Below are 26,607 nucleotides of genomic sequence, written 5' to 3'. Positions count from 1 at the left end.
GGAGTCGGCTACAGTGCCCCTCAGTCCCGATTCACTCGCGGTATGGAAGCGCCTGACATCCGCCCTGACGCTGGGGGTGCTCGTCGCGGGGACGGCCACCTCGGCCGCGCCGAGCGCGCAGGTCATCTGGAGCTCCGAGAAGGACCCTGGCAGCGGCAGCTGGTTCGGAGGTCCCCAGTCCATCCCCTACGCGCTGAGCCAGCAGGCGAACATCGCCCTGACGAGCCCGACGACCACGGCGGCCACGACGCTGGCGGTGGACCCCACGGTGCAATACCAGACGATGCTGGGCATCGGCACGTCGATGGAGGAGTCGACGGTCTTCAACCTCTCGCGCATGTCCCTGGCGAAGCGGACAGAGGTCCTGAAGAAGCTGGTGGATCCCTCCACCGGGGCGGGCATCAACCTGCTGCGCATCACCTTCGGCGCCTCCGACTTCACCGGCCGGCAGTTCTACACGTACGACGACAGGCCCGCCGGGCAGACGGATCCCAACCTCACGTACTTCTCCATCCAGAAGGACATTGATTACAACATCGTCTCCACGATCAAACAGGTGCTGGCGCTCAACCCGAACCTGAAGATCTTCGCCAGCCCGTGGAGTCCGCCCGCCTGGATGAAAGACAATGGCAGCCTGATCGGCGGCAAGCTGCTGTCGCAGTACATCCCGAACCTGGCGGTGTACTACCGCAAGGCCATCCAGGCCTACCAGGCGCAGGGCATCCCCATCTACGCGCTGACCGTCCAGAACGAGCCGCTGTACACGGCGCCGGACTACCCCAGCGCCTCCGTGGATCCTGCGCAGGAGAAGCAGCTCATCCTCGCCCTGAAGAACGAGCTGAACGCCAACGGCCTGAGCACCCGCATCTGGGCGTATGACCACAACTTCGACTCGGCGTGGTCCTACGTCCCCACCATCCTGGACGACGCCACGTCGAACGCGGCGGTGGACGGCGTGGCCTTCCACGACTACGCCGGTGACCCCAGCATCATGACGCAGGTGCGCAACAGCTACCCGAACAAGAACATCTACCTGACCGAGCGCACGGTCTGGGGGACGAGCGGGGCGGACCGGATGGCGCAGTACTTCCGCAACTGGGCCGCCGGCTACAACGCCTGGGTGACGATGCTGGACAGCAACATCCAGCCCGAGAAATGGACCGGGACGCCCGGCCCCACGATGCTCATCCAGAGCGCCTCCACCTACGACACGTACTGGGCGCTTCCCGAGTACTACCTGATCGCCCAGTACTCCAAGTACGTGAAGCCGGGTGCGAAGCGCATCTCCAGCAGCTATGGCTCGGCCAGCACGGTGACGAACGTGTCCTTCCTGAACCCGGACAACACCATCGTGTCCGTCGTCATCAACCAGACCGCCTCGAGCCAGCGGTTCAAGCTCTCGTCCGAGGGCTGGGAGCTGCTCGCCACGCTGCCGGCGAAGACCGTGGGCACCTACACGTGGCTGCGCGAGAGCTCCGGCACGGCGCCGAACCTGCTCGCCAACCCGGGGCTCGAGGCCGACGGAACCCTCTCCGGCTGGAACGCCGAGTGGCACAGCGGCGAGCTGGCGCACAAGGTGGACACGGATTACCCGTACACGGGCAATTACAAGCTCACCCACTACGCGCCCACGGCCTATCAGCAGATCACCGGCCAGTCCTTGAACGTGGCGAACGGCGCCTACCGGGCCAGTGTCTGGGTTCGCTCCAGCGGCGGCCAGCGGGCGCTGCGCCTGTATGCCAAGAACCATGGCTCGGCGGAGGTGACCGCGGAGATCGGCTCGGGTGTCGTCTCTGGCTGGACGAAGTACACCATCAACAACATCCAGGTCAGCAACGGCTTCATCGAGGTGGGCGTCTACAGCGACGCCCTGGCCCAGAACTGGGCGGCCTTCGATCAGTTCGAGCTCGTCAAGCAGTGAGTCATCAAAACATTCTCACGAGGAACGTCACATGGTTTTGAACTTCAAGAAGGCAATGGGAAGCCGTTGGGTGTTGATGGCTGGGATTGGTGGCCTGCTGCTGGGAGCGCCCGCGTGCGCGCCCGAGGCCGCGCCCCAGTTCGCGCTGGCTCCTGAGGCGGCGGCGGAGGTGACGCAGTCCCTGGCGGCGCCCATCGGGCAGACGATCTGGCTGAAGGCCTGCCTGACCGGGAAGTTCGTCTCGGCGGATGGCAACCTCGGGGCGACGGCCCCGCTGGTGGCGGATCGCGCGGCGGCGGCGGGCTGGGAGCTGTTCCAGATCGTCGATGCCGGCAACGGCACCATCGCGCTGCGCGTGAGCGAGACCGGCAAGTACGTGTCGGCCGACACGAACCTCGGCGGCCAGCTCGTCGCCGACCGGACCGCCATCGGCGACTGGGAGCGCTTCACGTGGGTCGACTTCAACAACGGCACCATTGGCCTGATCGCCAAGAGCACCGGTAAGTACGTGTCGACCGATACGAACCGTGGCGCGAACGCGCCCCTGTACGCGGACCGCACCACCGCCGGGTGCTGGGAGGCCTTCTCCTTCGGGACCGCTGGCGGCGGTGGAACTGGCTGGAAGCAGATCTGGAGCGACGAGTTCGACGGCACCAGCGTGAACACGGCGAACTGGAGCTACATCACCAACATCCACGTCAACAATGAGCAGCAGCAGTACACGACGTCGGCCAACAACGTGCAGGTGAGCAACGGCACGCTGAAGCTCATCGCCCGCCGCGAGACGAACAACGGCTACCCGTTCACCTCGGGCCGTCTGGAGAGCGCGGGCAAGAGGGAGTTCCGCCACGGCGCCATCGAGGCGCGGCTCAAGATGCCGGTGGGCCCGGGCCTGTGGCCGGCGTTCTGGCTGCTGGGCAACGACATCGGCACGGTGGGTTGGCCGGCGTGCGGCGAGCTCGACATCATGGAGAACGTCGGCTACGCCGATTGGACCTCGGGCGCGCTGCACGGCCCGGGCTACTCGGGCAACACGCCGATCAACGGCCGCTTCTACCCGAACTCCTCGGTCGCCAACTGGCACACGTACCGCACCGAGTACTCGCCGACCGACATCAAGTGGTTCATCGACGGTGTCCTGGTGAAGACCACGCTGAAGTCTGAGGTCACCCGGTACGGAAACTGGGTGTATGACAAGCCCCTGTACATCATCCTGAACCTGGCGGTCGGTGGCGACTACCCGGCCGGCGTCAACGGGGCCAGCCAGCCGTATCACGGCGTGCCGCAGGCCACGGCGGACCTCATCGCCCGCACGCCGCAGGTGTTCGAGGTCGACTGGGTGCGCGTCTACCAGTGGCAGTAGTGTGAGTCCGCGCGGCGGGGCGGGTGGTGGAGTCCGGCCCCCGCCGCGGGTCCTGCCCTCAGGGCCGGTACTCCCAGTGCCAGGGCTCGGAGGGCACGGTGCGGGCGAAGCCGAAGCGGCTCGCGTTGTTGGCCAGCCACCGGTAGGTGGCGGAGCTGGTGGCGCCCACGTTGATGTCCACGGCGATGCCGCCCTGGTGGTTGGAGTAGCCAGGCTTGGCGGCGAGGTTGCCGGTGCCGTTGAGGTACTTCTGGTAGAGGATGCGCTGCTCCTCCATGGAGCGGAAGCCGCTGTTGACGTGGAGGTTGATACCGGCGGCGCGGGCAGCGGCATGCATGCGATTGAAGGCGGCCGCCGCGTCCGAGCGCATCTCCTTGCCGTTGGGGATGGAGGAGAGGGTGATCTGGCGGGGCACGCCGTTGACGTAGCCGGTGACGGTGCGTCCGCCGCCGGGGGGCGGGGTGGTGGGGCCCTGCACCTTGATGCCCAGCTTGTCCCAGGTCTTGGGGCCCACGACGCCATCGGCGGTGAGGCCGCGAGCCTTCTGGAAGGCCTTCACGGCGGCGAGCGTCTTGTCACCGAAGACGCCATCGGCGCCGCCCGCGTTGAAGCCGAGCGCGTTGAGGCGGTTCTGCAGGGCGCGCACGGGCTCGCCCCGGGCGCCATGGCGCAGCGTGGGCCCTGAGCCGCCCGAGGAGGCGGGGGGAGGAGGCTTGGGGGCGGTGGCCTTGTTGAGGGCGCTCCACGTCTTGGGGCCCACGACACCATCGGCGGCGAGGCCACGGGCCTTCTGGAAGGCCTTCACGGCGGCGAGCGTCTTCGGGCCGAAGGCCCCATCGGCGGCGCCGGGGTTGAAGCCCGCGGCCTTCAGCTTCTTCTGGAGGGTGACCACGGAGGGCCCGCGCGAATTCAGGCGGAGCGTGGGCGGAGCGGCACTCGCGGCGACACGGGGGGCGAGGGCGGAGGAGCGGGCGATAGCGACCATGGGGGGAGGACTCGCTGTTCGGGGGGAAACCTGGTCCTATTTTCGTAGGAGCCGAAAAGAAGTTTCCTCACCCCATGTCGATCGGGGGCGAACGGGCCCATCCGGGCTTGCCCCTATCATGTGGGCAGTAGGGAGAGAGGGCATTGTCGGCGCTCTCCACCAATGGAGCGTTGGATGGCGCGGGAGTACCGGAGTCCTGGGGTGGGGGAGGGCGTCGTTACACAGCTCGATGCTCGGCGGAAGAGCTCATGGGGCTCACCTCGGCGGGCACCAGCATCGCTGGCGTTACTCGTCCTCGTGCTGCACGCCGCGTGTGCCACGGGCTCTCCGACGAGAGGAGGACTCACGGGCAGTATCTACCAGTACCGGCGCTCTTCGCCCCAGGAGAGTCCGGACGTGAATGAGCGCGCGGCGAAGGCCCAGAAGGTGAGTGACGCTGAGGGCGAGGCAGCCTCCGAGGCGTCGCGGCGCCACGTCCGCCTCGCTGGTAGGGATGACGAGGCGGAGGACTGGGAGGGAGAAGCGGCAGGATGGCCGGACGGTGTGGGGGATGGTCGGCCCTACGAGGTCCCCGTCACCCTCGACTACTTCCAAGGATTCCTCGTGCAGGCGGGAATGCCCTCCACCGTGGTGCCCAGGGATGGGCGCACGCTTTCTCCTCGGCAGGCGCTGGAGTTGCTGCCGCACCTGCTGTCCACGCCGGTGACGCTGGGGAACTTCGGGCTTCGGCGCATGGCGGCGCACCTGCTTCTGGAGGTGGCTACGCGCGGGGTGGCTGTGTCACGCGACGAATTGCAGGCACGCATGCGTCGCTTCTCACGACTCCTGGTGCTCCGCCCAGACGGCTACCTGGTGAGGCCCACCACAGGCATCGCCGTGCAGAGGGTGGGGGAGGTGGTGCTGGCCGAGGACGGCACCCTGCGCGCTGGCCGCTTCGAGGTGGGCCCGTTCTACGCGATCGACGGCGAGCGTCTCTTCCCGGTGGATGAAAAGCTCGAGGTACCGCACGGGGCTCGTTCAGCGGGCATCTACGAGCCGGACGACAACGCCGGGCTCGCGTTGGCCGAGGGCGCGGTGCTGGCGGTGGTGGATATGGTCGAGGGCCTCTACCGGCTCGTCTTCCACACGGGTGAGACACTCGAGGGGCTGGTGCAACTCCCAGGCGCCGTGCGTCAGCTCTACGAGAACTCGCCGCGGCTCTGGCAGGAGTTTCGCCACAAGCCCTACGCGGAGAGGGTACGGACCGTGTCCCGGCTCGCGACAGGCCTGGTCCTGATGGTGGGCACCTCGGGAGCGGGTGCTGCGAAGGCGACTTCGTGGGGCGGGAAGCTCGGGAACATGGCGGTCCCACTGTTGTCGCTCTCGGGGGACGGGCTCCTGGCGGTGCGTCTGGTGGCCGTGCCCGTTGGGGGCGCCGTCGCCGTGGCGGGCAATGCGCTGAGTGCCACCTACGTGCTGCACATGGCCAATACAGGCGCCCAGGGCACGGGAGGTGGCGGCGGGTGGCCTCCGGTTGGGGGACCCGGGCAGTGGGTGGAGGACACTTCCAGCATGTCCGAGCAGGCCCGGGACTACCAGGCCCAGGTGACGGGAGCACCGAAGCGGTGGTGCTACAAGGTTTGTCGAGGCGGTGACTGCGTGGATTACGATGGATTCGATCCAACGACACACACTGCTCGAAGCCAAGGCTCTTGAATATGAGAAGTGGTGGGACGACGCCCTCAAGGTGAAATGGAAATACAAAGGCGCACAGAGTCTCATCGATCAAGCGAAGCGGCAGAGTCGGCTTGCAGGAGGGCTCCAGGTGCGATGGCATGTGGCGGAGCCCCGGATGGTTGCCATCCTCAAGAAGGTGTTTCTGGAGAACAACATCGAGGGGATCGAGGTCGTGTACACAGCGCCGCTGCTGCCATGAGGCCGATGCAAGATGACGGAGAGCTACTACGCGGGCGTATATTGGGGCCGCAGGCAGGAGTCCGCCGAGGAGTGCGCTCGTCGCGCGGAGCTGTTCTTCCGCCTCCTGGCGCAGTGTCACCCGAGTTACTCGCACTGGTACGAGCAGCAGGACTCGGAGGACACGGAGGCCAGGCTTCAGTTTGAGCCCTCACGTGAGACCTTCATGCACTTCTTCGGGAAGGAGGAGTACCGAAGCGACGGTGGCGGCTTCCGTTTCGGTGCATGGACAGGTCACGCCGAACAGGATCAGGGTGGCATGGTCCTGATCTTCTGCGGTGCACACGCGGAAGGGTCTTCCAATCACCTGATACTTTATTTCCCTGAGGAGACGGCTGGCAGTGAGCGGATGCTCACATCGCCAGTGCTCGCTGGAGTGATGCGGGCAATGGCGCTGGCGTGGGAGCCGGACTGGGGTGTCATCGTCTCGGGGGACTTCCGGGACAGCATTGCGGAACAGGGAGCCGCCGGCACCTTCGTGGGTTGGATGACGTACTTCTCGCGTCAGCGCGGCGAGCTGCCTGGTCTGCCGAAGCCTGTGCGAGTGGAGCCGGTAGACGATAAGGGCAGCCTCCTGGTTCTGACTCCCGATCGTCCGGGCCCAAGCAACCCTGAGCACCTCGCCCTCGGCCGCCGCGTTCAGGCGTTGCTCAAGGAGCGAGGTCTGCTCGAGCGAGTCGTCGAGCCGCGGACTCCGTACCCGGCGTGAGCCGGGGAACATGGGCTTGCCCGCCGGAAGGGACGAAGAGGGGCTCCCCCCGCCAGCTTCAATGGCGGGAGGGGAGAGCCCCTCGGCGGACCGTGGGGGGTCGAAACCCCACGCGCTGGCTCAGCGCCGCGACGAGCGTGGGGCGCGTGCGCGGGCGAGCACCTGCTTGCGCCGGCCGAGCAGGGCGAGCACCGTCAGCCCGACGACCGTGAGCAGGGGAGCGCCGCCCGTCGAGGAGGCACCGCAGCCCGCGGGAGGCATGCCCGCGCCGAGCGTCGTCGGATCTCCCGGGACGACACCGCCGGTGCCCGGGTTGGACGAGTCGTCGGAGCCCGTGGGCGTCTGGGCGATGGGGTCGGGATCCTGGGGCGTGTCGGCCACGGGAGTGGAGCCCCCATCGGACGGGGGCGACCCGGACACGGAGCCGGGCGCGTTGGTGCCCGGGGTGGTGTCGGGCGGCGTGTTGACGACGGGCGCGGGCATCACGTCCGCCAGGCTGGTGGCCATGGCGAAGCCGTCGTGGAAGACGATGCCCGTCGGGGCGATGGAGGAATCCCGGTACAGGCCCATCTTGAGGTAGTTGCGCTGACCCGAGTACTGGGTGGCCACCTTCGTCTTCGGCAGGACGACCTTGCCATCGTGGTACAGCTCGACGAAGCCGGTGCTCGCGCTGGGGGACCACTTCACGTGCAGGACGAAGTCGTTCCAGTGCTCGCGTTGTAGCGGGGCCCGCCAGACGATCTTTCCACTCTGGCCGCCCATGCGCAGGTTGATCTGGTCATCCACCACGTAGAACTCGAGCGGCGGAGAGCCACCGTTTCCGTCGTGGTGCCACTGGGTGAAGAGCGCCCACTTCGAAGAGCGCGGGAAGCTGCTGGGGAACAGCGTGCTCCACTTGTAGAAGTACTCGGTGCCGGGCTCCGCTCTATCCAGGTACAGCAGCTCGTTGCGGTTGCCGCTGGCGTTGATGGGGTCATCGCCCTGGTGAACGGTGACCTTCAGCGCGTAGCGGCCCTCTCGCACCGGCGAGTTGACCACCAGCAGGCGATTCGAGGCGACACTCTGCTCGCGGTCCCACTGCGAGAGGTTTCCGGTCTCGAAGTCTCCCTTCCAGACAACGGAAGCGGAGGCAAGGGTGGGCAGCAGCAGGGCGAAGGGGGCAAGTCTCAGCAAACGCTTCAATCTCGGTCCTTTCGTTCCGGTTGGGCTCCCACGGACAAACGGGAGCCCTTCCCACTTCCCGGCGTGCTCCCCTGTCAGCCCCCCTTCCAGTCGGAGCTCTCCGTCCTCCCGGAGTCCCTGGCGGGCACTCGAGGACCTCGACGGAGGCCCGTGCACCGAGCGAGCACGGACCTCCCGTCATTTCATGCGGTTAGCGCCGCGGCGTGGTGCCGGAGGTGGTCCTCCATGAAGGTCGAGACGAAGTAGTAGCCGTGGTCGTAGCCGTCCTGGAACCGGAGCGTCAGGGGCTGCCCCGACTGCTCGCAGGCCTCGCGGAGGAGCTCGGGTTTGAGCTGCTCCACGAGGAACTTGTCGCTGGTGCCCTGATCCACCAGCAGCGGCGGAAGACGCGCGCCGGAGCGCACCAGCTCCGTGGCGTCCCAGGCCTTCCCCGCATCGACATCCGCTCCCAGATAGGTGCGGAAGGCCTTCTGTCCCCAGGGGCAGCGCAGGGGGGCGCTGATGGGCGCGAAGGCGGAGACGGAGCGGTAGCGGCCCGGTTGGCGCAGGGCGCAGACGAGGGCGCCGTGGCCTCCCATGGAGTGGCCGAAGATGCCCTCCCTGTCCATGCGAGCGGGGAAGCTCCTGCCCACCAGCTCGGGCAGCTCGCGCGTGACGTAGCTGAACATCCGGAAGCGCGGAGCCCAGGGCGCCTGGGTGGCGTCCAGATAGAAGCCCGCGGCGGTGCCCACCTCCCAGTCGGCGTTCTCGTTGGGGATGCCGGTGTCGCGCGGACTGGTGTCGGGCACCACGAGCATCAACCCCAGCTCGGCGGCGAGCCGGTGCGCGCCCGCCTTGATCTGGAAGGTCTCCTCGGTGCAGGTGAGGCCCGAGAGGTAATAGAGGACGGGCACCTTGCCCGCCTTCGCCTGGGGCGGCAGGAAGACGGAGAAGCGCATCTCACCGCCGCACACCTCGGAATCGTGGCGGTAGTAGGCGACGGTGCCTCCGAAGCAGCGGTGCTCAGTGGCGAGCCGGAGGGTCGACGCGGCCATCAGTACTTCACCACCGCGCGGATGGACTCGCCCCGGTGCATCAGGTCGAAGCCCTCGTTGATGCGCTCCAGGGGAAGGGTATGGGTGACGAGGTCATCCACGTTGATCTTCCCCTCCATGTACCAGTCGACGATGCGGGGCACGTCCGTGCGGCCGCGGGCGCCACCGAAGGCGCTGCCCTTCCACACGCGCCCGGTGACGAGCTGGAAGGGACGGGTGCGGATTTCTTCTCCGGCGGCGGCCACGCCGATGACGATGCTCTCGCCCCAGCCCCGGTGGCAGCACTCGAGCGCCTGGCGCATGGTGTTCACGTTGCCGATGCACTCGAAGCTGTAGTCGGCGCCGCCCTGGGTGAGGTTGACGAGGTAGGGCACCAGGTCCGCGCCCACCTCGGCCGGGTTGACGAAGTGGGTGAGGCCGAACTTCTCGGCGATGGCGCGCCGGTTGGGATTGAGGTCCACGCCGACGATCTGGTCGGCGCCCACCATGCGGCAGGCCTGCACCACGTTGAGGCCGATGCCGCCCAGGCCGAAGACGACCACGCGGGCGCCCGCCTCCACCTTCGCGGTGAAGACGACGGCGCCGATGCCCGTGGTCACCCCGCAGCCGATGTAGCAGACCTTGTCGAAGGGCGCGTCCTCGCGGATCTTCGCCACGGCGATCTCCGGCAGCACCGTGTAGCGCGAGAAGGTGGACGTCCCCATGTAGTGGAAGACGGGCTCCTTGCCGAGCCGGAAGCGGCTGGTGCCATCCGGCATGAGGCCCTTGCCCTGCGTGGCGCGGATGGCCGTACAGAGGTTCGTCTTGCGCGACAGGCAGGACTTACACTGGCGGCACTCGGGCGTGTAGAGCGGGATGACGTGGTCCCCCTTCTTCACCGAGGTGACGCCGGGGCCCGTGTCCACCACGATGCCCGCGCCCTCGTGGCCGAGGATGGAGGGGAAGAGGCCCTCGGGATCCTTTCCCGACAGCGTGTACGCGTCGGTGTGGCAGATGCCCGTGGCCTTCAGCTCGACGAGCACTTCACCGGCCCTGGGTCCTTCGAGGTGCACCGTCTCGATGCTCAGGGGCTTGCCCGGTCCGATGGCCACCGCTGCCTGGACGTCCATGTTCGATTCCTCCGGTTGTGGGATGTAGCGCGACGGCGCGGAGGGTAGCGGGTGCCCCGGCTCCTGGCACTTGTCGAGTCGAAGAATTGCGCTTCCTCATAGTCGCGGTAACACATGAGGGGATCTGCTGGTCATCGAGTAGCACCGGAAGAAGCGCATGAACCGAGGAGTCGACAGAGCGGGAGCGGCTGTGCGTCCCGGCGGGGCGGGTGTCCTGCTGGCGTCGCTGCTGCTCGTCGTGTCGGCTTCCGGATGCGGCCAGCTCGAGGATTCCCTCGACTCCCTTGCCCTCCAGTTGGAGGACAGCGTCCAGCACCGGCACGACACCGCCGGTCGCTCCGGACGGGGCACCCCCTCCCAGCACCCCACACCGGTGCGGGAGCAGGTGGTGTCCAACCCGCGTTCCGCCCGCATCAGGGGAACGCTCATCGCGGGTCTCGCGGTCAGCCGCGTGGACTCGCCAGCAGCGGATACCGGGCTCCAACGGTACCCGCCAGGACAGGGGCCCGCTCCTGTCGCTCGCCGAGCAGTCCTTGGAGCATCGCGGCGGGAGCTCCCAGCCAGCCGCGGTCGTGAGGTGTTGCTGGGTTTCGCACGAGGCACACCCCTGCTGAGTCGAGGTGTGTTGCCAGACACTGCCCGTTCGCGGTCCGGCACGGTGCCCGTGCGGGCACTTGAAGCCGCGACGCCTCATCCCCAACTCGTTGCGCATCTCGACGCCGCCAGGGCACCCCAGCCGGCGGCGGATGGCGACAGGTGGAGGAGGCGCTCTCATGAAGCGGGGAGTCGTGTGTCGGGCCACCCGGGCCTGGTTGCTCGCGGGAGCGGTGTGGCTTCCAGCGGGCGCGTGGGCGGATGGCCACAACCTGTCCTTCCCGGTGGTGCTCCCGGAAGGCGCTGGCTTGTCGCCGCGAGTGGGGCTGACGGCCCCCCGCCTCGAGGGCCACTGGTGGTACGGCTGGACGGAGGGCGACACCCCGGTGGTCTGCGCCCCGAGCACCTGCACGCCTCCGCCAGGCGTGGACGTGTGGCGCGTGTACCCCCAGGACCAGGGAGGGCGCTGGCAGGCGGGCGTCTCGAATGGGACGCCGGGCGCCACCGTGGGCGTGTCCGAGGTGGACTGGAGCGACACGCTCGAGAACACCACCTGGAGCACCGCGTCCGCCATCCGCGTGGAGACCACGCTCTACACCCCGCTTCCCGAGCCCTTGCTGGCCTACGAGATGCTCCATCTCCATGGCCAGGGGCCCCGGGAGATGCAGGGCGTGGTGGCGTCGGACACGGACCCGGCCATCCCGTCGCTCTTCGAAAGCGGGGACGCCACGGTGGTGACGCCGTGCGCGCGCCTCACCCTCCAGAAGCTGGAGCCCTCCGACTCGGCCACCCGGCCGCGGGAGGAGCGTTTCCGGTGGAACGCTGCCTCGGCTGAGTGGGACGGCGCGGCGTACACGCTCGTCAACAGCGCGGTCTGGGAGAAGGGGGACCGGGGCCGGGCCGGAGGCCTGTCCGCCGTGGTGGACGTCCGTGGCAAGGCGCTCTTCCGGTACGACTGGGAGCCGGGGCGCGCCGCGTTGCCCCCGCACGTCAGTGCTGCGGGCTGGTACCGCCTGACCTTCAGCCTGGATGGGAGCGCCGCGGGCGGCAAGCGCTGCGGTGGGTACGCGCTCAACACCTCGCTCGCGGAAGCGGACGTGGAGGTGGGGGAGATGTACCCGGCCGAGGTCGACGCCGTGTGGAGCCTGTCCTACGTGGACATCTACGTGCGCCAGAAGGACTGACCGGGAGTGTCGGGCCATGGACCCTCGCGGCCCGCGCTGCATCGAGTGGTGTACGGACCTGGCTCGCGCGTTTTTTTCAACGCTCCGGGGTGGACTCATTGGAATGTGATACCCATCTTGCCCGCCACTCTTGACGGAGGCGTGTTCGCGTGGAGACGAAGGGCTCCCAGCCCGAAGCAGGAGAGGGTCGCCCCAGGCGCCGAGGGCCCACGCTCTTCACCTGGCTCAGCCTGGGCGCGAGCGTCGTCATCGGGGTAGCGGCCGGAATCGGTGGCTTCACCTTCGCCTACGCGAAGGGCGGCTCCTACATGACGGACAACCCGGCGGCGTGCGCCAACTGTCACATCATGCAGGACCAGTACGCCGGGTGGAGCAAGTCCAGCCACCATGCCGTGGCCGTCTGCAATGACTGCCACACGCCGCCCAGCTTCGTCGGCAAGTACATCTCCAAGGCGCGCAATGGCTGGCACCACTCGGTGGCCTTCACCTCCGGCGACTTCCACGAGCCCATTCAAATCACCCCGCACAACCGGGCCATCACCGAGCAGCGTTGCCGCTCGTGCCACCAGCCCATCGTGCAGGCCATCGACGCGCACGCGGCCTCCACGAAAGCCGAGGGTGACGACGGCTCCATCTCCTGCATTCGCTGTCACAACGACGTCGGACACGCTCCCTGACTTCCCTGGATCCGAACCGTATGGAAGCTTCTCGCACTCGCCGCAGAATCGCTCTCCTCGTCGCCGCCATGGTGCTCGCCGCGGGCGCCGCCGCCGGAGCCGCCGCGCTCGCCGTGAACATCATGGAGCGCAAGCAGGAGTCCCGGAATCCCTTCTACCGGGTCGTCGAGCTCACCGACGAGACCGTGGATCCCGCCATCTGGGGCAAGAACTTCCCCCTGCAGTACGACGACTACAAGCGCACGGTGGACATGACGCGCACGAAGTACGGCGGCAGTGACGGCGTGCCGCGCGCGCCCACCGCCAACGACCCGCGCGAGGTGACGGCCCAGTCGCGCCTGGAGGAGGACCCGCGCCTGAAGACCTTCTGGGCGGGCTATGCCTTCGCGGTGGACTTCCGCGAGGAGCGCGGCCACGCGTACATGCTGGACGACCAGACCTTCACCGAGCGGCAGGTGGTGACGAAGCAGCCGGGCACGTGCATGCACTGCCACGCCTCGGTGTACGTGCCCTACAAGAAGCTGGGCGGGGGAGACCTCATCAAGGGCTTCGAGCAGATGAACCACATGCCCTACATGGAGGCGCGCAAGCTGGTGGAGCACCCGGTGGCGTGCATCGACTGCCATGACCCGGGCACGATGCAGCTGCGGGTGACGCGGCCGGGCTTCCTCGAGGGCATCCGCGCGCTCAAGGCCAGCCAGGGCGTGCAGAACTACGACGTGAACACGATGGCCACCCGCCAGGAGATGCGCACGTACGTGTGCGGCCAGTGCCACGTCGAGTACTACTTCAAGGGCCCGGACAAGCGGCTGACCTATCCCTGGTCCAAGGGCATCAAGATCGAGAACATCCTCTCGTACTACGACGAGAACCCGCACAAGGACTGGGTCCACGCCGAGACGGGCGCGCCGGTGCTCAAGGCCCAGCACCCCGAGTTCGAGATGTACAACCAGGGCATCCACGCGCGCTCGGGTGTGTCGTGCGCGGACTGCCACATGCCCTACAAGCGCGAGGGCGCGCTGAAGATCTCGGACCACCACGTGCGCAGCCCGCTGCTCAACGTGAACCGCGCCTGCCAGACGTGCCACAACTGGACGGAGGAGGAGCTGACGCAGCGGGTGAACACCATCCAGGACCGCACCTTCGAGCTGCGCAACCGGGCGCTGGACGCGGTGGTGGCGCTCATCGGGGACATGAAGGCCGCGCGCGCGGCGGGCAAGACGGACGCGGACCTGAAGACGGCCATGGACCTGCAGCGCCGCGCCCAGTTCATGGTGGACTTCGTGGAGGCGGAGAACTCCATGGGCTTCCACGCGCCCGAGGAGGCCGCGCGCATCCTGGGCATCGCCATGGACCTGGCCCGGCAGGGACAGCTCGCCGTGCGTCAGCCGGACTTCCAGCCGAGCAGCTTCCCCACGCCTCCCGGGGTGAAGCCCACGCCGCGCGAGGTGACGCCGCCCCCGGGTTCCAGCACCGGGGGCAGCGGGCACTGAGTCACGCCAGGTTGTGGAAGACGCGCTGGACGTCCTCGTCCTGTTCCAGCGCGTCCACGAGCGCGAGCACCTCGTTCGCCTTGTCCTCGGGCAGCTCGATGAGGTTCTGGGCGATGTACTCGGACTCGGAGGACAGGGGCGTGAGCCCGCGGGCCTCGATGGCCGCCTGGAGCTGACCGAAGTCGTTGAAGGCGCAGCGGATGATGATCTGCTTCTCGCCCTTCTCGCCGGTCCCTTCTCCCATCTCCTGCAGGCCATGGTCGATGAGATCCAGCTCGAGCGCCTCGAGGTCCAACCCCTCGGGAGCGAGCCGGAAGACGCCCATGCGCTGGAAGAGGTAGCCGACGCTGCCGGTGTTGCCCATGTTGCCGCCGTTGTCCTTGAAGTGCATGCGGACGTTGGCCACGGTGCGCACCACGTTGTCGGTGGCGGTCTCCACGAGGACGGCGATGCCGTGCGGCCCGTAGCCCTCGTAGAGGACGACCTCGTACTCCTTGGCGTCCTGGCCGCTGGCGCGCTTGATGGCGGCCTCGACCTTGTCCTTCGGCATGTTGCCCAGGCGGGCGTTCTGCAGCGCTCGGCGGAGGGCCGGGTTGTTGTCCGGGCTGGGGCCGCCAGCCTTCACGGCGATGGCGATGTCCTTGCTGATCCGCGTGAACAGCTTCGCCATCTTGTTCCAGCGGGCGAACATCGTGGTCTTGCGGGTTTCGAAGATGCGTCCCATGGTGGACGGAGAATGCTCAAGCCCTCGGGTCTTCCACAAGGGCGGACAGAGCCCTCCCGCACCGGAAGTCGCACCGGTTCACGCTTCCCGTACAGCCGCCCGGCCGCTCCCTCAGGCCCCCGTCGGGGCGCTCTCCGGCACCGTGGGCAGCACCAGGACGAAGCGGGCGCCCCCCTCGGGGCGGTTCTCCGCCACCAGTGAACCCCCTACCCGCGACACGTACTCACGGCACAGGGCCAGCCCCAGCCCCGTCCCCTTTCCGGGCGGCTTGGTGGTGAAGAAGGGATCGAAGAGCCGCGGCAGCACGTCCGCGGGAATCCCCGGGCCGTTGTCCTCCACCTCCAGCCGGACCCCGCCCTCCACCCGCCGCGCCTTCACCCCGATGAGGGCCCGGCGCGCGGGCTCCGCCATCTCCACCGCGTCCGCCGCGTTCAGCAGCAGGTTCACCAGGACCTGCACCAGCTGACGCTGGCCCAGCCGCACCGCCGGCAGCCCCGGTGGAATCTCCAGCGACACCTCGCCCAGGCCGCGCAGGCGCACCGAGGCCAGCCGCTCCGCCTCTCGCATGGCCTCTTCCGAGCGCCCCTCCGCCTCGGCGCCGTCCCCCTCGCGCGAGAAGCGCCGCAGATCCCGGACGATCTGCTGGATGCGCAGCACGCCCTGCTGCGTCTCGGCGAGCACGTCGCGCAGCTCCGCGCGGTCCAGCGGCCCGTCCTCGCGCAGCAGCTCCTGCTGGATGAAGCACAGGTTGGACTTCACGAAGGCCAGCGGGTTGTTCACCTCGTGGGCCACCCCGGCGGCCAGCTGCCCCACCAGCACCAGGCGCTCCACCTCGGCGCGTTCCCTCTCGGCGCGTCTCCGGAGGCGCTCACTCTCCGCGAGCTGCTCCAGGGCTTCCAGCCGCTCCCGCTGCGCCGCCTTCTCCGCGTGCAGCGTGCGCCGGTACGTCCTCACCACGAAGAGAGCGACCGTTCCGATCATCCCGAAGCTCGACACCTGCAACAGCATCTCCCTCGGGGGCAGGCCGACCAGCACGTCCAGTATCACCGCCGCCACCAGCGTCCCCCCACTGGTCAGGAGCGTGAACACCCGGGTGTCCGGGGCGAAGACGGCAATGGTGAGAGGCAGGGCGCCGAGCATGGGGAAGTAGGGACTGCGCGGCCCTCCGGTGAAGTGGATGAGGGTCGTCGCCCCCACCAGGCTGATGAGCCCGGAGCACCCTCCCATCCACTTCTCGGGGACCCATCCATACCCAGACACGACCCCGAGCGTCGCGAAGCTCGCGCTCCACCCGAGAAGAGCCAGTGAGATCTCCTGGCGGAAGGTTCCCGAGACCAGGCAATGGGCGACGAACCCCACGACGAGGAGGATCGCGCAGATGAAGGAGTCCCTCCTCTTCGTCCAAAGCAGGTCCCGCGATTCGGGGGAATCAACCGTCATCGGTCACCAGTGTAACATTCCAGACAAGAGCGCTGTGCGGGGGGTCCCCCGCTCCAAGGGAGTGCGTCCCGGGGCTCAGGCGTGCTGTCCCTGCTCGGAGGGCGCGAGGGCGGGGGCTTCGTGCGCCACGGGCACGACGAAGCAGAAGGTGCTTCCCCGGCCGGGCTCGCTCTCCACCCAGATGCGGCCTCCGTGGGCCTCGACGAGCCCCTTGGCGATGGACAGCCCGAGCCCGGCCCCGCGGCGGTCTCCGTGCCGCACCTGCCAGAAGCGGTCGAAGAGGTGCTCGAGGGCCTCGGGAGGAATCCCCGGGCCTGTATCGCTCACCCAGAAGCGCACCACCGACCCCTCGCTCCTGGCGCCGATCGTCACCCGTCCTCCCGGGGGGGTGAACTTCAGGGCGTTGCCGAGCAGGTTGGAGAAGACCTGGAGGAGCCGCTCCCGGTCCGCGCGCACCCAGGGCAGCGTCTCGGGCACCTCGGTGCGCAGTTGGACCTGCGAGGCCAACGGGAGCGCCGCCTCGAGGGCCTCCTGGAGGATGGTCTCCGCCGGCTCCGGATAGGTCTCGACGGACATCCTGCCGGCCTCCATGCGGCTGACGTTGAGCAGGTCCTGGATCAACCGGTTCATGCGGTCCACGGAGCCGCGGATGGTGCGCAGGGGCGCCTGGAGTCGCGCATCGCCGGCGAGGGTCTGCTGCCGCAAGAGGGCCTGGGCACTGATGGAGATGGTGTTCAGCGGATTGCGCAGGTCATGCGCCACCACGGCCAGGATGTCGTCACGCGCCTGGGAGGCCTCGCGCGCGGCCCGGTAGAGCCGGGCGCTCTGGAGCGCGAGCGCGGCCCGGTAGGCCAACTCCTCTCCCAGCCGCAGGTCCTCCTCTCCATACAGGCGCCGGGGCGCGGCGGAGACGAGGATGAGCGTTCCCAGGAAGCTTCCATGGACCAGGAGCGGCAGGCCCATGAGCGACCGTGGCTCCAACTCCCGCAGGAGCCGGAGGTGCTCCTTGCTCCGGGCGATGGACTCGAGTTTCCCGAAGGACACCGTCGACATCACCCAGGGCCGCCGCGCCTCCATCACGGACGTGATGAAGGGCGGGCCGCGCAGCTCCAGCATCGCCCGCTCCAGGGCCTCGGCGAGGTGGGCCTTGTCCGGCGCTCCGTGCATGACCTTCAACCGCCGCTCCTGCCAGTCCTCCTCCTCCTTCAGGGCGAGGAAGCAGCAGTCCGCCAGGGAGCGCACCGCCAGCCGCGCGACGTTCGTGAGCGTCTGCTCGTAGTCCAGCGTCGACGCGAGGAGGTTGCCCACCTCGGTGAGGAAGCGTGCCTTCCGCTCGTGCCTCTCCCTCTCGGTGACGTCGTGCAGGACGAGCGTGAGGAGCCGGGAGCCAGAGACTTCCCGCTTGGAGAGGGTGACCTCCGCGGGGAACGTGTCGCCCCCCTTCCTCAGGCCCACGAGCCCCGGGCCATGCTCTTCCAGCCGTTGCGTCTCGTCCGGCGAGGCCATGAAGGCCCGCATGCGCCGCACCTGGTCGGGGCAAAGGGACTCGGGGAAGAGGAGGTCCAGGGGTTGTTCGAGCACCTCGTCGCTGGAGTAGCCGAACATCCGCTCGGCGGCCTGATTGAAGAGGATGATGCGCTCCGCCTCGTCCAGGCAGAGGATGGCGTCTCCGGCGATGGAGATGACGCACGAGAGCCGGGCTTCCGAGACGCGGAGTGCCTGCACGGCGAACTCGAGTCGCGCGCGGCTCCATTCCGAGGCCTCCCGCTGCTCGAACCAGAGCTGGACGCCCAGGGTCAGTGCCAGCACCACCAGCACCGCGCCCGGAAGGGTCCAGCCCACCGGGTGCTCCCACGTCGACAGGGCCTGCACCAGGGTGAGGGCTCCCAGGGCCAGCAGTCCCGAGAGCTTCACCCTACCCGTGGTCCCGGAGAGGCGCTGGTGCATGTCCTTTCCATTTCCCCCCGTGAGAAGCCCTGGCCAGGAAGGCCATGGCCTCCTTCAACATGGCGCGGGGGCGAGGCCCTTCCAATCCCGGAGCGCGCGAGAGACGGAGGCAGGCGGGGCAACGCCAGGGTGTCCCCCATCCCCGTGAAGACGAGCGCGCTGGCTATGCTTGCTCAGGAGAGGCGCGTGCGCCGGGGGGAACCATGGAGCGAAGACAGCCACCCGAAATCGACCTCCCTCGTCTGCTCGCGTCCTACAGCGCGGTCCAGCTGGCGGGGAACCTGCGGGGGTCCCTGCGCCTCCTCGACGAGGCGCTGGCGCGAGGGGCCTCCATCACCGACCTGCAGTGCCACGTCATCCAGGCGGCCCAGCGAGAGCTGGGTCAGCTCTGGCAGGGCAAATACATCGGCATCGCCCAGGAGCACCGGGCCACCGCCATCTCCCAGGTGGCGCTCGCCCACCTCTTCTCGCGCGCCCAACCCGCGCCGTCCCGGGGCGTGAGCGTGGCGGTCGCCTGCGTCGAGGGGGAGCTGCACGAGATGGCCGCCCGCCTGTTGTCCGATTTCCTGGAGCTGGCCGGTTTCACCGTACTGTACCTCGGAGCCAACCTGCCCACCGACAGCCTGCTGTCGATCCTCGAGCAGGAGCCACCAGACGTGCTGGCCCTCTCGGTGACGATGGTCTTCAACATCTCGGCCCTTCGCCGGGCCGTCGCGGAGGTCCGCGAGCGACTGGGTCCTGGCCTGCCCATCCTCGTGGGCGGACCCGCCGTCGACGAGATTCCCGGACTGGTGGCCGAGCTGGGCGTGGGGAGCTCAGGCCCGACTCCGGCCGAGTTGGAGTCCGCCGTGCTGCGCGCGGTGGAGCAGCGCCTGCATTGAGCGAGGCGCGGGAGGCTCAGGCCGAGGGTCTACCCTCTCCTCTGCCCTCGCCGAGGAACCGGGCTCGCAGCGCGCGGACCACCTCGGCGTCCCAGCGCGTGGAGAACACCTCCACCACCGTGCGGCGGTAGCGCAGCGCGCACGCGAGGCACAGCGTGGTGACCGTCATCCCGATGAGGCTGTTCTGCCAGGAGGCCAGGTCCCACTGCCCCTCCCAGAACCACTCCGTCCGGCTGGTGGGCCAGAAGTACCAGATGGGCCAGCCCGGGCCGCTGCCGGCGAGATCGCACAGCAGGTGGAGATGGAAGGCCAGCAGCGCCAGCGCCGCCACCCGGAGCCGCTGCCGGGCCAGCATCGCGCACACCAGCGCCGTCAACAGCGCGCCCACGTACCCGTGGAAGAGGAGGTGGTGGTAGGTCGAGTACATCTCCACCCCACCCAGCAGGCTCAGCCCATCCAGGTCCGGCGCCAGCCCCGCGCAGACGACGAGCACACGGTCCCGCCGCGCCTCCAGGCGCTGTGTCATCAACCAGGACAGCTCGGCGTGGACGATGGGGTTCATGCGCGGGGGCTCGGTGCTCAGGTGTCCGCGGGCGCGTCGTAGTTGGGCGTCAGGTCGATCACGTACGCGGTGAGCAGGTGGTAGATGATGACGTTGCTCACCCAGAAGAACATGGCGGGGAAGCTCACGTACACCATCGACGAGCCCGGCCACACGTGGAGGGGCTGCCCGGTGAGCTGCACCGCGAGGAAGCCTCCCACCCACTCGCCCACCCAGCACACGCCCGTGGCGATGGCCACGCGCGGCCAGAGCTTCATCCCCTTCGGGTGGAACCAGTAGTAGTGCAGCGTCCACATCAGGAAGACGGAGCCCGCCCAGAGCACCATGCTGCCGAAGGAGAACCAGCCATAGGGCGAGGCCGGGTACACCCAGCCATACGTCCCGTTCACCGCCTTCCAGGCCTGGTTCTGGCTCAGCTCCAGGAGCCACAGCAGCGGCGCGACGTAGAGAATCTGGGTGGCCAGCACCCGCGCGTAGAGGCCGAACGGGCGGCGCTGGGCCTCGGCGGACAGAGCTATCGTGTTCATCAGGTCCCCCCTGTGATGATGGGATGTCGTGGTTCCGACCATCGGTGATTGCCCTACTCCGGACCCTCGCCGCTTCCCTCAGGCCGTCAACCGCTTGCATTCTGGCGCCAAAACCCGGCGTTTTTCCAGGGGCCGCCCACTCCTTGCCGCTCCAACCGTGCCAAGCTCACCCTCCTCCCCCGACAGGAGCCAGTCATCATGTCCACACCCACACCGCGCAACATGACTGACTACGAGGCAACCCACCGCGACTTCCAGTGGGAGCGCCCCGAGTATTTCAACTTCGCCACGGACGTCATCGACCGCTGGGCCTCCGAGCGCCCCGATGCCCCCGCGCTGCAGTGGAGCGACGAGGCGGGGCAGGCCCGCGTCTTCACGTGGAAGGACGTGAAGCAGCGCTCGCTGCACGCGGCGCAGTTCCTCACCAGCCAGGGTCTGCACAAGGGCGACCGTGTCTTCGTGATGATGCCGAGGATTCCGGAGTGGTGGTTCCTCGTCCTGGGGTGCATTCGCGCTGGCATCGTCTTCATGCCGGGCACGCCGATGCTCACCGTCAAGGACATCCGCTACCGGTTGCTGGCGGCCGACGCCAACGGCGTCATCGCGGACACGAGCTGCCTGGACAGGTTCGAGGGCCTGGTGGGCACGGGCCGGGTGGAGACGTGGGTGGCCGTGGGCCAGGCGCCCGCACCCTGGGTGCGCTACGAGCCCGGTGGCGCGGGCACCGGCTCGCATGGCGCACAGTTCGAGCGCACCCGGGCGGATGACCCGATGCTCATCTACTTCACCTCGGGCACCACGGGCATGCCGAAGATGGTGCAGCACACGCAGGCCAGCTACGGCCTGGGGCACCAGATCACCGGCCGCTACTGGCTGGACCTGACGCCGGAGGACCGGCACCTGACGCTGTCGGACACGGGCTGGGCCAAGTGCGCGTGGGGCAAGCTGTTCGGCCCATGGAGCCAGGGCGCGTGCAACGTGGTGTACGACTTCCGGGGCCGCTTCGACGCGGCGCGGGTGCTCCGGGTGCTCGAGCGGCAGAAGGTGACGACGTTCTGCGCGCCGCCCACGGCGTGGCGGGCCATCGTGTTGCAGGACCTGTCGCAGTACGACCTGTCCTCGGTGCGGCACGCGCTGAGCGCGGGCGAGCCGCTCAACCCCGAGGTCATCGACACGTGGAAGCAGGCCACGGGGCTGTACATCCGCGAGGGCTACGGACAGACGGAGTCGGTGGTCATCGTGGGGATGTTCCCGGCGCTGGAGCCGAAGGCGGGCTCCATGGGCAAGCCGTCCCCGGGCTTCGAGGTGGCGATCATCGACGGGGAGGGGAAGGAGGTGCCGGTGGGGCAGGAGGGCGACATCGCGGTGAAGGTGAAGCCGGAGTGGCCGGTGGGGCTGTTCCGGGGCTACCTCAACGACGACTCGGCCAACCGGGTGGCCTTCCGGGGCGACTGGTACGTGACGGGCGACCGGGCGGTGAAGGACGCGGAGGGGTACTTCTGGTTCGTGGGGCGCAGCGATGACGTCATCAAGACGTCGGGCTACCGGGTGGGGCCCTTCGAGGTGGAGTCGGCGCTGCTGGAGCACGCGGCGGTGGCCGAGTCGGCCGTGGTGGGCGTGCCCGACGAGCGGATCGGCCAGCGCATCAAGGCGTACGTGGTGCTGGCGCCGGGCTTCACGGGCTCCACGCAGCTCGCCGAGGAGCTGCAGGAGTACGTGAAGAGGACGACGGCCCCCTACAAGTACCCGCGCGAAATCGAGTTCGTCACGGAGCTGCCCAAGACGGTGAGCGGGAAGATCCGCCGCACGGACCTGCGGGCCCTGGCGCAGCAGAAGAAGGACTGAACCCCCGGCGGGAGGACCGCGCCCCCCATGCTTTCTCACCTCGTGAGAAAAGGGGGCCGTGTTTTCCGAATTGCTCCCTATTTTTCCTGGGCTTGCTTGATTTCCTCGTCCGAGCCGAGGGATATGGAAAGTGTAATTTTCCACTCCCCGTGCGAGGAGAAGCAGCGATGTCCAGACGCCCGTTGGCCTTGTTGTCCGCTGTCCTGTTGTCCCAGGCGTGTAACCCGGTGACGGAGGAGGAGGCGCCAGCCCCCGCTCCCGAGGCCGCCGCCGTCGAGCAGCCCCTGGCGGTGACGGGCTTCGCCGAGCTGCACCACCACATGTTCGCCGAGGAGGCGTTTAGCGGTGGCTGGTTCCACGGCGGCCACACCGGCACGCTGGTGAGCTGTGACGGCGGCGAGCCGGAGAGCGATCACGCCCGCGTGCGCATGGACCTGAGCAACATGCTCAACCTGTGCCCCAACGCGGGGGGGGTGGATCTGTCCTCCGTGCCGGTGCTGTCGCAGCTGTTTGGAATTGGCGGGGCGGTGGGCTCGGAGTTCATCGGGAAGATCGAAGGTACCGAGGGCGACACGGGCCTGCACCTGGGACGCAAGCAGGTGCCCACCCAGTGGCCGCGCTGGGACACCATCGCCCACCAGCAGGCCTGGGAAGGCTGGCTGAAGCAGGCGAAGGACGGTGGCCTGTCGCTGGTGACGGTGTCGCTGGTGAGCAACGGCTTCCTGTGCAGCGCGCTGCCCTACCAGAACATCAGCCGCCCCTGCGACGAGATGGCGGACATCGAGGTGCAGCTGCAGATGGCGCGTGACTTCGATGCGCGCACGGACTGGGCGGAGATCGCCCTGTCGCCCGCGCATGCCCGGCAGATCATCGGCGCCGGCAAGCTGGCCATGGTGCTCTCCATCGAGACGAGCAAGCTGTTCGGCACCAAGGACTGGCGCACGGAGCTCAACCGCTTCCACTCGCTGGGCGTGCGCTCCATCCAGCCGGTGCACCAGCTGGACAACCGCTTTGGTGGCGCGGCGCTGCACAACGCCATCTTCCAGGCCGCGCAGTTCCTGGAGAACTGCCACATCGACACCGACTGCGGCGTGACCGGACCCGGCTTCACGCTGGGCTTCGACGTGGACGCCAACTGCCGCAACGTCAAGGGTCTCACGACCGATGGCCGGGCCCTGGTGCAGGAGATGATGGCCAAGGGCATGCTCATCGACGTGGCGCACATGTCCGAGCGCAGCGTGCAGGACACCTTCTCCGTGTCCCAGGCCAACAACTACTACCCGCTCTACATCTCCCACGGCCACTTCCGCGAGGTGATGAACCCGAAGCTGGCGGAGAACGAGAAGACGACGCCGGCGTGGGTGGTGAAGGAGCTGCGGCAGACGGGCGGCATGTTCGGTCTGCGCACGGCGCATGACGAGACGCGGGCGTACACGCGCACCACCGTGGCCAACTCCTGCCAGGGCTCGACGCGCTCGCTGGCCCAGGCGTACGAGTTCGGCCGCCAGGGCCTGAAGGTGCCCATGGCCTTCGGCGCGGACCTCAACGGCTTCATCCAGCAGACGCGGCCGCGCTTCGGCTCGTACGGGGCGTGCTCGGCGGGCTTCAAGGCGGAGGCGGACGCGCAGGCCAACCAGCAGCGCCTCTCCGGGCCGCCGCGCCTGGGCACGGACTTCGACGTGTACGGCCTGGCGCACGTGGGCCTGCTGCCGGACGTGGTGCGTGACCTCAAGCAGCTGGGCGTCAACACCACGGGCCTGGAGAACTCGGCGGAGACCTTCATCCGCATGTGGGAGCGCGCGCAGTCCACGCGCACGGGCATGGCGGACGCGGCCACGGACATCGACACCAGCGGCGTGGCGCCCTACGTGGAGAAGGCCACCCGCGAGGCGCAGTACCCCCAGGTGTGCGGCAAGGCCTACTCGCCCAACTCCAAGGTGCTCGGCGAGACGTGCCGCTTCAACGAGGAGTGCGTCAGCGCCAAGTGCACCTCGCTGGACTGCGGCAACATCACCGGCACCTGCATCTGCGACGGTGACAACGACTGCGGCACCAGCCAGTACTGCGGCTGGGGTCTCAACACCGGCATCTGCCAGAACAAGAAGGCCAAGGGCGCCCTCTGCGCGGAGAACCGCGAGTGCCTCTCGAACAACTGCCGCTGGACCTTCACCTGCGGCTGAGCCCCTGAGTCCCTGAGTCGTCGCGCGGGGGAGGTTCCTGGCACCGTGCCGGGGACCTCCCCCGTGTCTTTATTTACGGCAGACGCGGGCGTAGCGGCAGGCCACCACCGAGGGCTGTTCCACCGGGTAGCCGACCTGGATGGACCAGGCCAGGCGCACGAACTGGGCATGAGACCAGACGAGGGGGGTGGCGGAGAACGTCCCCTCGCCGGGAACGAAGCCGGGCTGTCCGGACGGAGGACGCCCATCCCATACCTGCTCGGGCAGCATGTACCCGTCGTTGCCCGAGCGGGCCATCGCGGCGAGGAAGCCGTCCGCGGGCTGTCCCACCAGGAGCGCGTACTCGCCCCGCTCGCCCGCGAAGATGGGCCAGGCCCTCCCGAGTGTCAGCCCGGTGTCGGGCTCGCTGATGTCCCAGGGGGCGCCCTCGCGTGTCTCGCCATACCCGTCGAAGTCGTACCGGCGCCAGAAGGGGCCGTTGGGCGTCTCCACCCGCAGCTGCGCGTCCACCACGGGCAGCGTTCGCACGATGGCCGGGTCATCCGCCGGCTTCACGCCCAGCCGCACCAGCTCGAGGAAGCTCGGGTCCACCACCCGGCGTTGGTCGGCGGCGGACGGGCCTCCGTCTCCCACGCTGTAGGTCGTCCCGGCGTTGGGGTTCCCGTCCTTCGTCAGCCGCAGGTAGTACGGGTGCGGCGCCAGCGGCCCGTTGGTCGTCACCGTCCAGCCCTCCACCTGGCGCTGCCACGCGTCCGCGGTCGCCTCGTAGCGCTCGGCGGAGGCGGTGTCTCCGTTGCGGCGCGCGAGGTCCGCGGCGCAGATGAGCCCCGCCACCTCCGCGGCGATCGTCCCGGGTGAATAGCCTCCCTGGTTCTCCCAGCGCTCCTGCGGCGTGATGGGGCCATGGGCCACCAGGAAGTCCGCCGCCTTGCGGATGTGCTCGGTGTACGTCTGTGCATCGGCCCGGCCCAGCTGCCAGGCCAGGACGATGGGGAGGGCGACCTCGTCGAGCTGGAGGCTGGTCCAGCGCGGGGTTCCATCCACCTCGGCGTTCTGCGGGAAGGAGCCGTCCGGCTTCTGCTGCACCTGGAAGAGGTGGTCCAGCGAGCGCTCCGCTCCCGCACGGTCTCCGGCCGCCAGCAGCGCGGTGGCGATCTGATACAGGTCGCGCGACCACACGAGGTGGTAGGGCCCGGACGGGTTCTCCAGCTTCCGGGTGCCCCACACCCACGGCATGCTGGGCGAGGCGATGTAGGCGCCCCGGTACGTCTTGTCCTCGGAGGCCGCCATCACCATCACCGACACGTCATAGGTGGTCCGCCACTCCTGGGCGCTGGCCGGCGCGGGAGACAGCGAGTCCAGGTAGGCGTGCCAGCCGGCGGCGTAGCGCTGGGAGATCTCCAGGAAGCCCGTGGCCAGCGAGTCGCGTGCCGTCTGGTGGGCCTTGCGCGCCGTGGGGCCGAAGCCGAGCGCGAGCGTCACCTGCTGGCGGGAGCGCCCATCCACCGCCACCCGGGCCGTCTGCACCACGTTGCCCTCGGATGCCGAGCCGAAGCTCCAGTCCAGCTTGTAGTCCTCGCGGAGGTCGGTCCAGCCATCGCTCACGTCGAGGAAGCCGTTGGAGGTCCGCGTGAAGCCGGGCCGGGCGAGCAGGGCACTCGCGGCCTTCGCATCGGACGCGAGCAGCACGTCATCATGGCTCGTACCCGAGTCGTCCATGCCATCGTTGGACAGCGACGGGTCATACACCACGTAGAGCGCATAGGGCTCCCCGGAGAGGGATTCGAAGCGCACGTCGATGAGCAGCACGTTCCCGCGCGGGTCCGTCACGTACGTCTTGGTGAGACGGTAGCGGCCGGAGCGGGCCGTGTTCACCTGGCGGTAGGTGAGGCTGCGCGGATCCACCAGCTCGACGCGGTGCTCGGTGGCGTCCTGCTCCGACTCGGCGAAGGTGCGGCCGTCGGAGACCACGAAGCGCAGGTCCCTCACGCTCGGGGTGCCGAGCGTGGGGTAGTAGACCTCCGTCAGCTCTCCGGTGGCACCGAGCGTGTACCAGACACGACTCGCTTCCTCGTGCGCGGTGCCAAACCCCACCTTGTTCGCGGGAGTCCAGGTGGCGAGCGAGCCAGGGCGGCCGGGCGCGGGGGACCCCGCGCAGCCGGACAGCAATAGAAGACTCGTCAGGAGCGCCAGCCAGCCATGCGGCCGGAGTATCGCTCGACCGGCGCTCGGATGATTGTCCGCTGCGGTAATGAATGACATACGGGCTCCCTCGCCTGTGGACTCCGACAAGGGAG

The 26,607-nt window shown here is 68.6% G+C and carries 21 protein-coding genes; 11 read left to right on the top strand and 10 right to left on the bottom strand.

Translation table 11 applies throughout. The annotated features are described in order from the left end of the window. Positions 1–13 precede the first annotated feature (13 nt). Both JRI60_RS44785 and JRI60_RS44780 read left to right on the top strand, forming a co-directional pair. Complete coding sequence (locus tag JRI60_RS44785) at positions 14–1,921, top strand: glycoside hydrolase family 30 protein (RefSeq protein WP_239470089.1); 1,908 nt, start codon at positions 14–16, stop codon at positions 1,919–1,921. A gap of 31 nt (positions 1,922–1,952) precedes the next feature. Further along, positions 1,953–3,284 carry a family 16 glycosylhydrolase gene (locus JRI60_RS44780; protein WP_204222198.1) on the top strand — a complete coding sequence of 444 codons (1,332 nt, stop codon included), beginning with the start codon at positions 1,953–1,955 and terminating at the stop codon, positions 3,282–3,284. Positions 3,285–3,342: 58 nt separating this feature from the next. On the opposite strand, the gene JRI60_RS44775 is transcribed toward JRI60_RS44780, so the two are convergent. Beyond that, positions 3,343–4,269, bottom strand: coding sequence for a peptidoglycan-binding protein (locus JRI60_RS44775; protein WP_204222196.1), 927 nt, complete (start codon positions 4,267–4,269; stop codon positions 3,343–3,345). A gap of 396 nt (positions 4,270–4,665) precedes the next feature. Here JRI60_RS44775 and JRI60_RS44770 point away from each other — a divergent pair, with 396 nt between their 5' ends. Genes JRI60_RS44770 through JRI60_RS44760 form a run of 3 tightly spaced genes read left to right on the top strand, consistent with a single transcriptional unit; the run spans position 4,666 to position 6,931 of the window. Beyond that, on the top strand, positions 4,666–5,964 hold the full coding sequence (locus JRI60_RS44770) for a hypothetical protein (protein WP_204222194.1): 1,299 nt from the start codon (positions 4,666–4,668) through the stop codon (positions 5,962–5,964). Next, positions 5,918–6,184: a Tox-REase-5 domain-containing protein gene (locus JRI60_RS44765; RefSeq protein WP_204222192.1), complete on the top strand. Its 267-nt coding sequence runs from the start codon at positions 5,918–5,920 to the stop codon at positions 6,182–6,184. The genes JRI60_RS44770 and JRI60_RS44765 overlap by 47 nt, the downstream gene beginning before the upstream one ends. A 12-nt stretch (positions 6,185–6,196) precedes the next feature. Further along, positions 6,197–6,931 carry an immunity 52 family protein gene (locus JRI60_RS44760; protein ID WP_204222191.1) on the top strand — a complete coding sequence of 245 codons (735 nt, stop codon included), beginning with the start codon at positions 6,197–6,199 and terminating at the stop codon, positions 6,929–6,931. Between the two features lie 120 nt (positions 6,932–7,051). On the opposite strand, the gene JRI60_RS44755 is transcribed toward JRI60_RS44760, so the two are convergent. The 3 genes from JRI60_RS44755 to JRI60_RS44745 form a co-directional block, all read right to left on the bottom strand. Then, positions 7,052–8,104 carry a polysaccharide lyase gene (locus JRI60_RS44755; RefSeq protein WP_343213370.1) on the bottom strand — a complete coding sequence of 351 codons (1,053 nt, stop codon included), beginning with the start codon at positions 8,102–8,104 and terminating at the stop codon, positions 7,052–7,054. Between the two features lie 191 nt (positions 8,105–8,295). Further along, on the bottom strand, positions 8,296–9,147 hold the full coding sequence (fghA, locus tag JRI60_RS44750) for an S-formylglutathione hydrolase (RefSeq protein ID WP_204222187.1): 852 nt from the start codon (positions 9,145–9,147) through the stop codon (positions 8,296–8,298). Continuing rightward, positions 9,147–10,256, bottom strand: coding sequence for an S-(hydroxymethyl)glutathione dehydrogenase/class III alcohol dehydrogenase (locus JRI60_RS44745; protein WP_204222186.1), 1,110 nt, complete (start codon positions 10,254–10,256; stop codon positions 9,147–9,149). The genes fghA and JRI60_RS44745 overlap by 1 nt, the downstream gene beginning before the upstream one ends. 773 nt (positions 10,257–11,029) lie before the next feature. Between JRI60_RS44745 and JRI60_RS44740 the strand changes: the two genes are divergently transcribed. The 3 genes from JRI60_RS44740 to JRI60_RS44730 all read left to right on the top strand — a co-directional run bounded on the left by JRI60_RS44740 (position 11,030) and on the right by JRI60_RS44730 (position 14,204). Continuing rightward, complete coding sequence (locus JRI60_RS44740; RefSeq protein ID WP_204222184.1) at positions 11,030–12,034, top strand: hypothetical protein; 1,005 nt, start codon at positions 11,030–11,032, stop codon at positions 12,032–12,034. Between the two features lie 149 nt (positions 12,035–12,183). After that, positions 12,184–12,711, top strand: a complete 528-nt coding sequence (gene nrfH, locus JRI60_RS44735; protein ID WP_204222183.1) for a cytochrome c nitrite reductase small subunit — start codon at positions 12,184–12,186, stop codon at positions 12,709–12,711. Between the two features lie 68 nt (positions 12,712–12,779). Next, positions 12,780–14,204 (top strand): ammonia-forming cytochrome c nitrite reductase subunit c552, encoded by a 1,425-nt coding sequence (locus JRI60_RS44730; protein ID WP_239470088.1) that lies wholly within the window; start codon positions 12,780–12,782, stop codon positions 14,202–14,204. A gap of 1 nt (position 14,205) precedes the next feature. On the opposite strand, the gene JRI60_RS44725 is transcribed toward JRI60_RS44730, so the two are convergent. The 3 genes from JRI60_RS44725 to JRI60_RS44715 all read right to left on the bottom strand — a co-directional run bounded on the left by JRI60_RS44725 (position 14,206) and on the right by JRI60_RS44715 (position 18,315). Next, the gene (locus tag JRI60_RS44725) at positions 14,206–14,928 is read right to left on the bottom strand and encodes a YebC/PmpR family DNA-binding transcriptional regulator (protein ID WP_204222180.1); all 723 of its coding nucleotides are present in this window, start codon (positions 14,926–14,928) and stop codon (positions 14,206–14,208) included. Between the two features lie 111 nt (positions 14,929–15,039). Beyond that, complete coding sequence (locus JRI60_RS44720) at positions 15,040–16,368, bottom strand: sensor histidine kinase (protein WP_204222179.1); 1,329 nt, start codon at positions 16,366–16,368, stop codon at positions 15,040–15,042. 75 nt (positions 16,369–16,443) lie between these two features. Next, on the bottom strand, positions 16,444–18,315 hold the full coding sequence (locus JRI60_RS44715) for a sensor histidine kinase (protein ID WP_204222178.1): 1,872 nt from the start codon (positions 18,313–18,315) through the stop codon (positions 16,444–16,446). 203 nt (positions 18,316–18,518) lie between these two features. Here JRI60_RS44715 and JRI60_RS44710 point away from each other — a divergent pair, with 203 nt between their 5' ends. Beyond that, entirely contained in the window at positions 18,519–19,196 is a 678-nt protein-coding gene (locus JRI60_RS44710; protein ID WP_204222177.1) for a cobalamin B12-binding domain-containing protein, read from the top strand. A 16-nt stretch (positions 19,197–19,212) separates the two neighbouring features. Here JRI60_RS44710 and JRI60_RS44705 read toward each other — a convergent pair whose 3' ends face one another. Continuing rightward, positions 19,213–19,758 (bottom strand): metal-dependent hydrolase, encoded by a 546-nt coding sequence (locus tag JRI60_RS44705; RefSeq protein ID WP_204222176.1) that lies wholly within the window; start codon positions 19,756–19,758, stop codon positions 19,213–19,215. Between the two features lie 17 nt (positions 19,759–19,775). Continuing rightward, positions 19,776–20,285, bottom strand: coding sequence for a hypothetical protein (locus JRI60_RS44700; protein ID WP_204222174.1), 510 nt, complete (start codon positions 20,283–20,285; stop codon positions 19,776–19,778). 198 nt (positions 20,286–20,483) lie between these two features. On the opposite strand from JRI60_RS44700, the gene JRI60_RS44695 reads away from it, so the two are divergent. Next, complete coding sequence (locus JRI60_RS44695) at positions 20,484–22,130, top strand: acyl-CoA synthetase (protein ID WP_204222173.1); 1,647 nt, start codon at positions 20,484–20,486, stop codon at positions 22,128–22,130. Positions 22,131–22,297: 167 nt separating this feature from the next. Beyond that, positions 22,298–24,310 (top strand): membrane dipeptidase, encoded by a 2,013-nt coding sequence (locus JRI60_RS44690; protein ID WP_204222171.1) that lies wholly within the window; start codon positions 22,298–22,300, stop codon positions 24,308–24,310. A 69-nt stretch (positions 24,311–24,379) separates the two neighbouring features. Here the strand turns inward: JRI60_RS44690 and JRI60_RS44685 are convergent, their stop codons facing one another. Continuing rightward, the gene (locus tag JRI60_RS44685; protein ID WP_204222169.1) at positions 24,380–26,572 is read right to left on the bottom strand and encodes a glucan 1,4-alpha-glucosidase; all 2,193 of its coding nucleotides are present in this window, start codon (positions 26,570–26,572) and stop codon (positions 24,380–24,382) included. Positions 26,573–26,607: the final 35 nt, after the last annotated feature.

The organism is Archangium violaceum, assembly GCF_016887565.1.
Lineage (GTDB): Bacteria > Myxococcota > Myxococcia > Myxococcales > Myxococcaceae > Archangium > Archangium violaceum_B.
Note: the sequence above shows the minus strand (reverse complement) of the source record. Positions and strands in the feature narration are given on the sequence as shown.

Coding starts and splice junctions, on each gene's coding strand:
- JRI60_RS44780 (WP_204222198.1), top strand. CDS start 1,953: ATGGTTTTGAACTTCAAGAAGGCAATGGGAAGCCGTTGGGTGTTGATG.
- JRI60_RS44775 (WP_204222196.1), bottom strand. CDS start 4,269: ATGGTCGCTATCGCCCGCTCCTCCGCCCTCGCCCCCCGTGTCGCCGCG.
- JRI60_RS44720 (WP_204222179.1), bottom strand. CDS start 16,368: ATGACGGTTGATTCCCCCGAATCGCGGGACCTGCTTTGGACGAAGAGG.
- JRI60_RS44760 (WP_204222191.1), top strand. CDS start 6,197: ATGACGGAGAGCTACTACGCGGGCGTATATTGGGGCCGCAGGCAGGAG.
- JRI60_RS44730 (WP_239470088.1), top strand. CDS start 12,780: ATGGTGCTCGCCGCGGGCGCCGCCGCCGGAGCCGCCGCGCTCGCCGTG.
- JRI60_RS44765 (WP_204222192.1), top strand. CDS start 5,918: ATGGATTCGATCCAACGACACACACTGCTCGAAGCCAAGGCTCTTGAA.
- JRI60_RS44690 (WP_204222171.1), top strand. CDS start 22,298: ATGTCCAGACGCCCGTTGGCCTTGTTGTCCGCTGTCCTGTTGTCCCAG.
- JRI60_RS44685 (WP_204222169.1), bottom strand. CDS start 26,572: ATGTCATTCATTACCGCAGCGGACAATCATCCGAGCGCCGGTCGAGCG.
- JRI60_RS44715 (WP_204222178.1), bottom strand. CDS start 18,315: ATGCACCAGCGCCTCTCCGGGACCACGGGTAGGGTGAAGCTCTCGGGA.
- JRI60_RS44705 (WP_204222176.1), bottom strand. CDS start 19,758: ATGAACCCCATCGTCCACGCCGAGCTGTCCTGGTTGATGACACAGCGC.
- JRI60_RS44725 (WP_204222180.1), bottom strand. CDS start 14,928: ATGGGACGCATCTTCGAAACCCGCAAGACCACGATGTTCGCCCGCTGG.
- JRI60_RS44745 (WP_204222186.1), bottom strand. CDS start 10,256: ATGGACGTCCAGGCAGCGGTGGCCATCGGACCGGGCAAGCCCCTGAGC.
- fghA (WP_204222187.1), bottom strand. CDS start 9,147: ATGGCCGCGTCGACCCTCCGGCTCGCCACTGAGCACCGCTGCTTCGGA.
- JRI60_RS44710 (WP_204222177.1), top strand. CDS start 18,519: ATGGAGCGAAGACAGCCACCCGAAATCGACCTCCCTCGTCTGCTCGCG.
- JRI60_RS44740 (WP_204222184.1), top strand. CDS start 11,030: ATGAAGCGGGGAGTCGTGTGTCGGGCCACCCGGGCCTGGTTGCTCGCG.
- JRI60_RS44700 (WP_204222174.1), bottom strand. CDS start 20,285: ATGAACACGATAGCTCTGTCCGCCGAGGCCCAGCGCCGCCCGTTCGGC.
- JRI60_RS44695 (WP_204222173.1), top strand. CDS start 20,484: ATGTCCACACCCACACCGCGCAACATGACTGACTACGAGGCAACCCAC.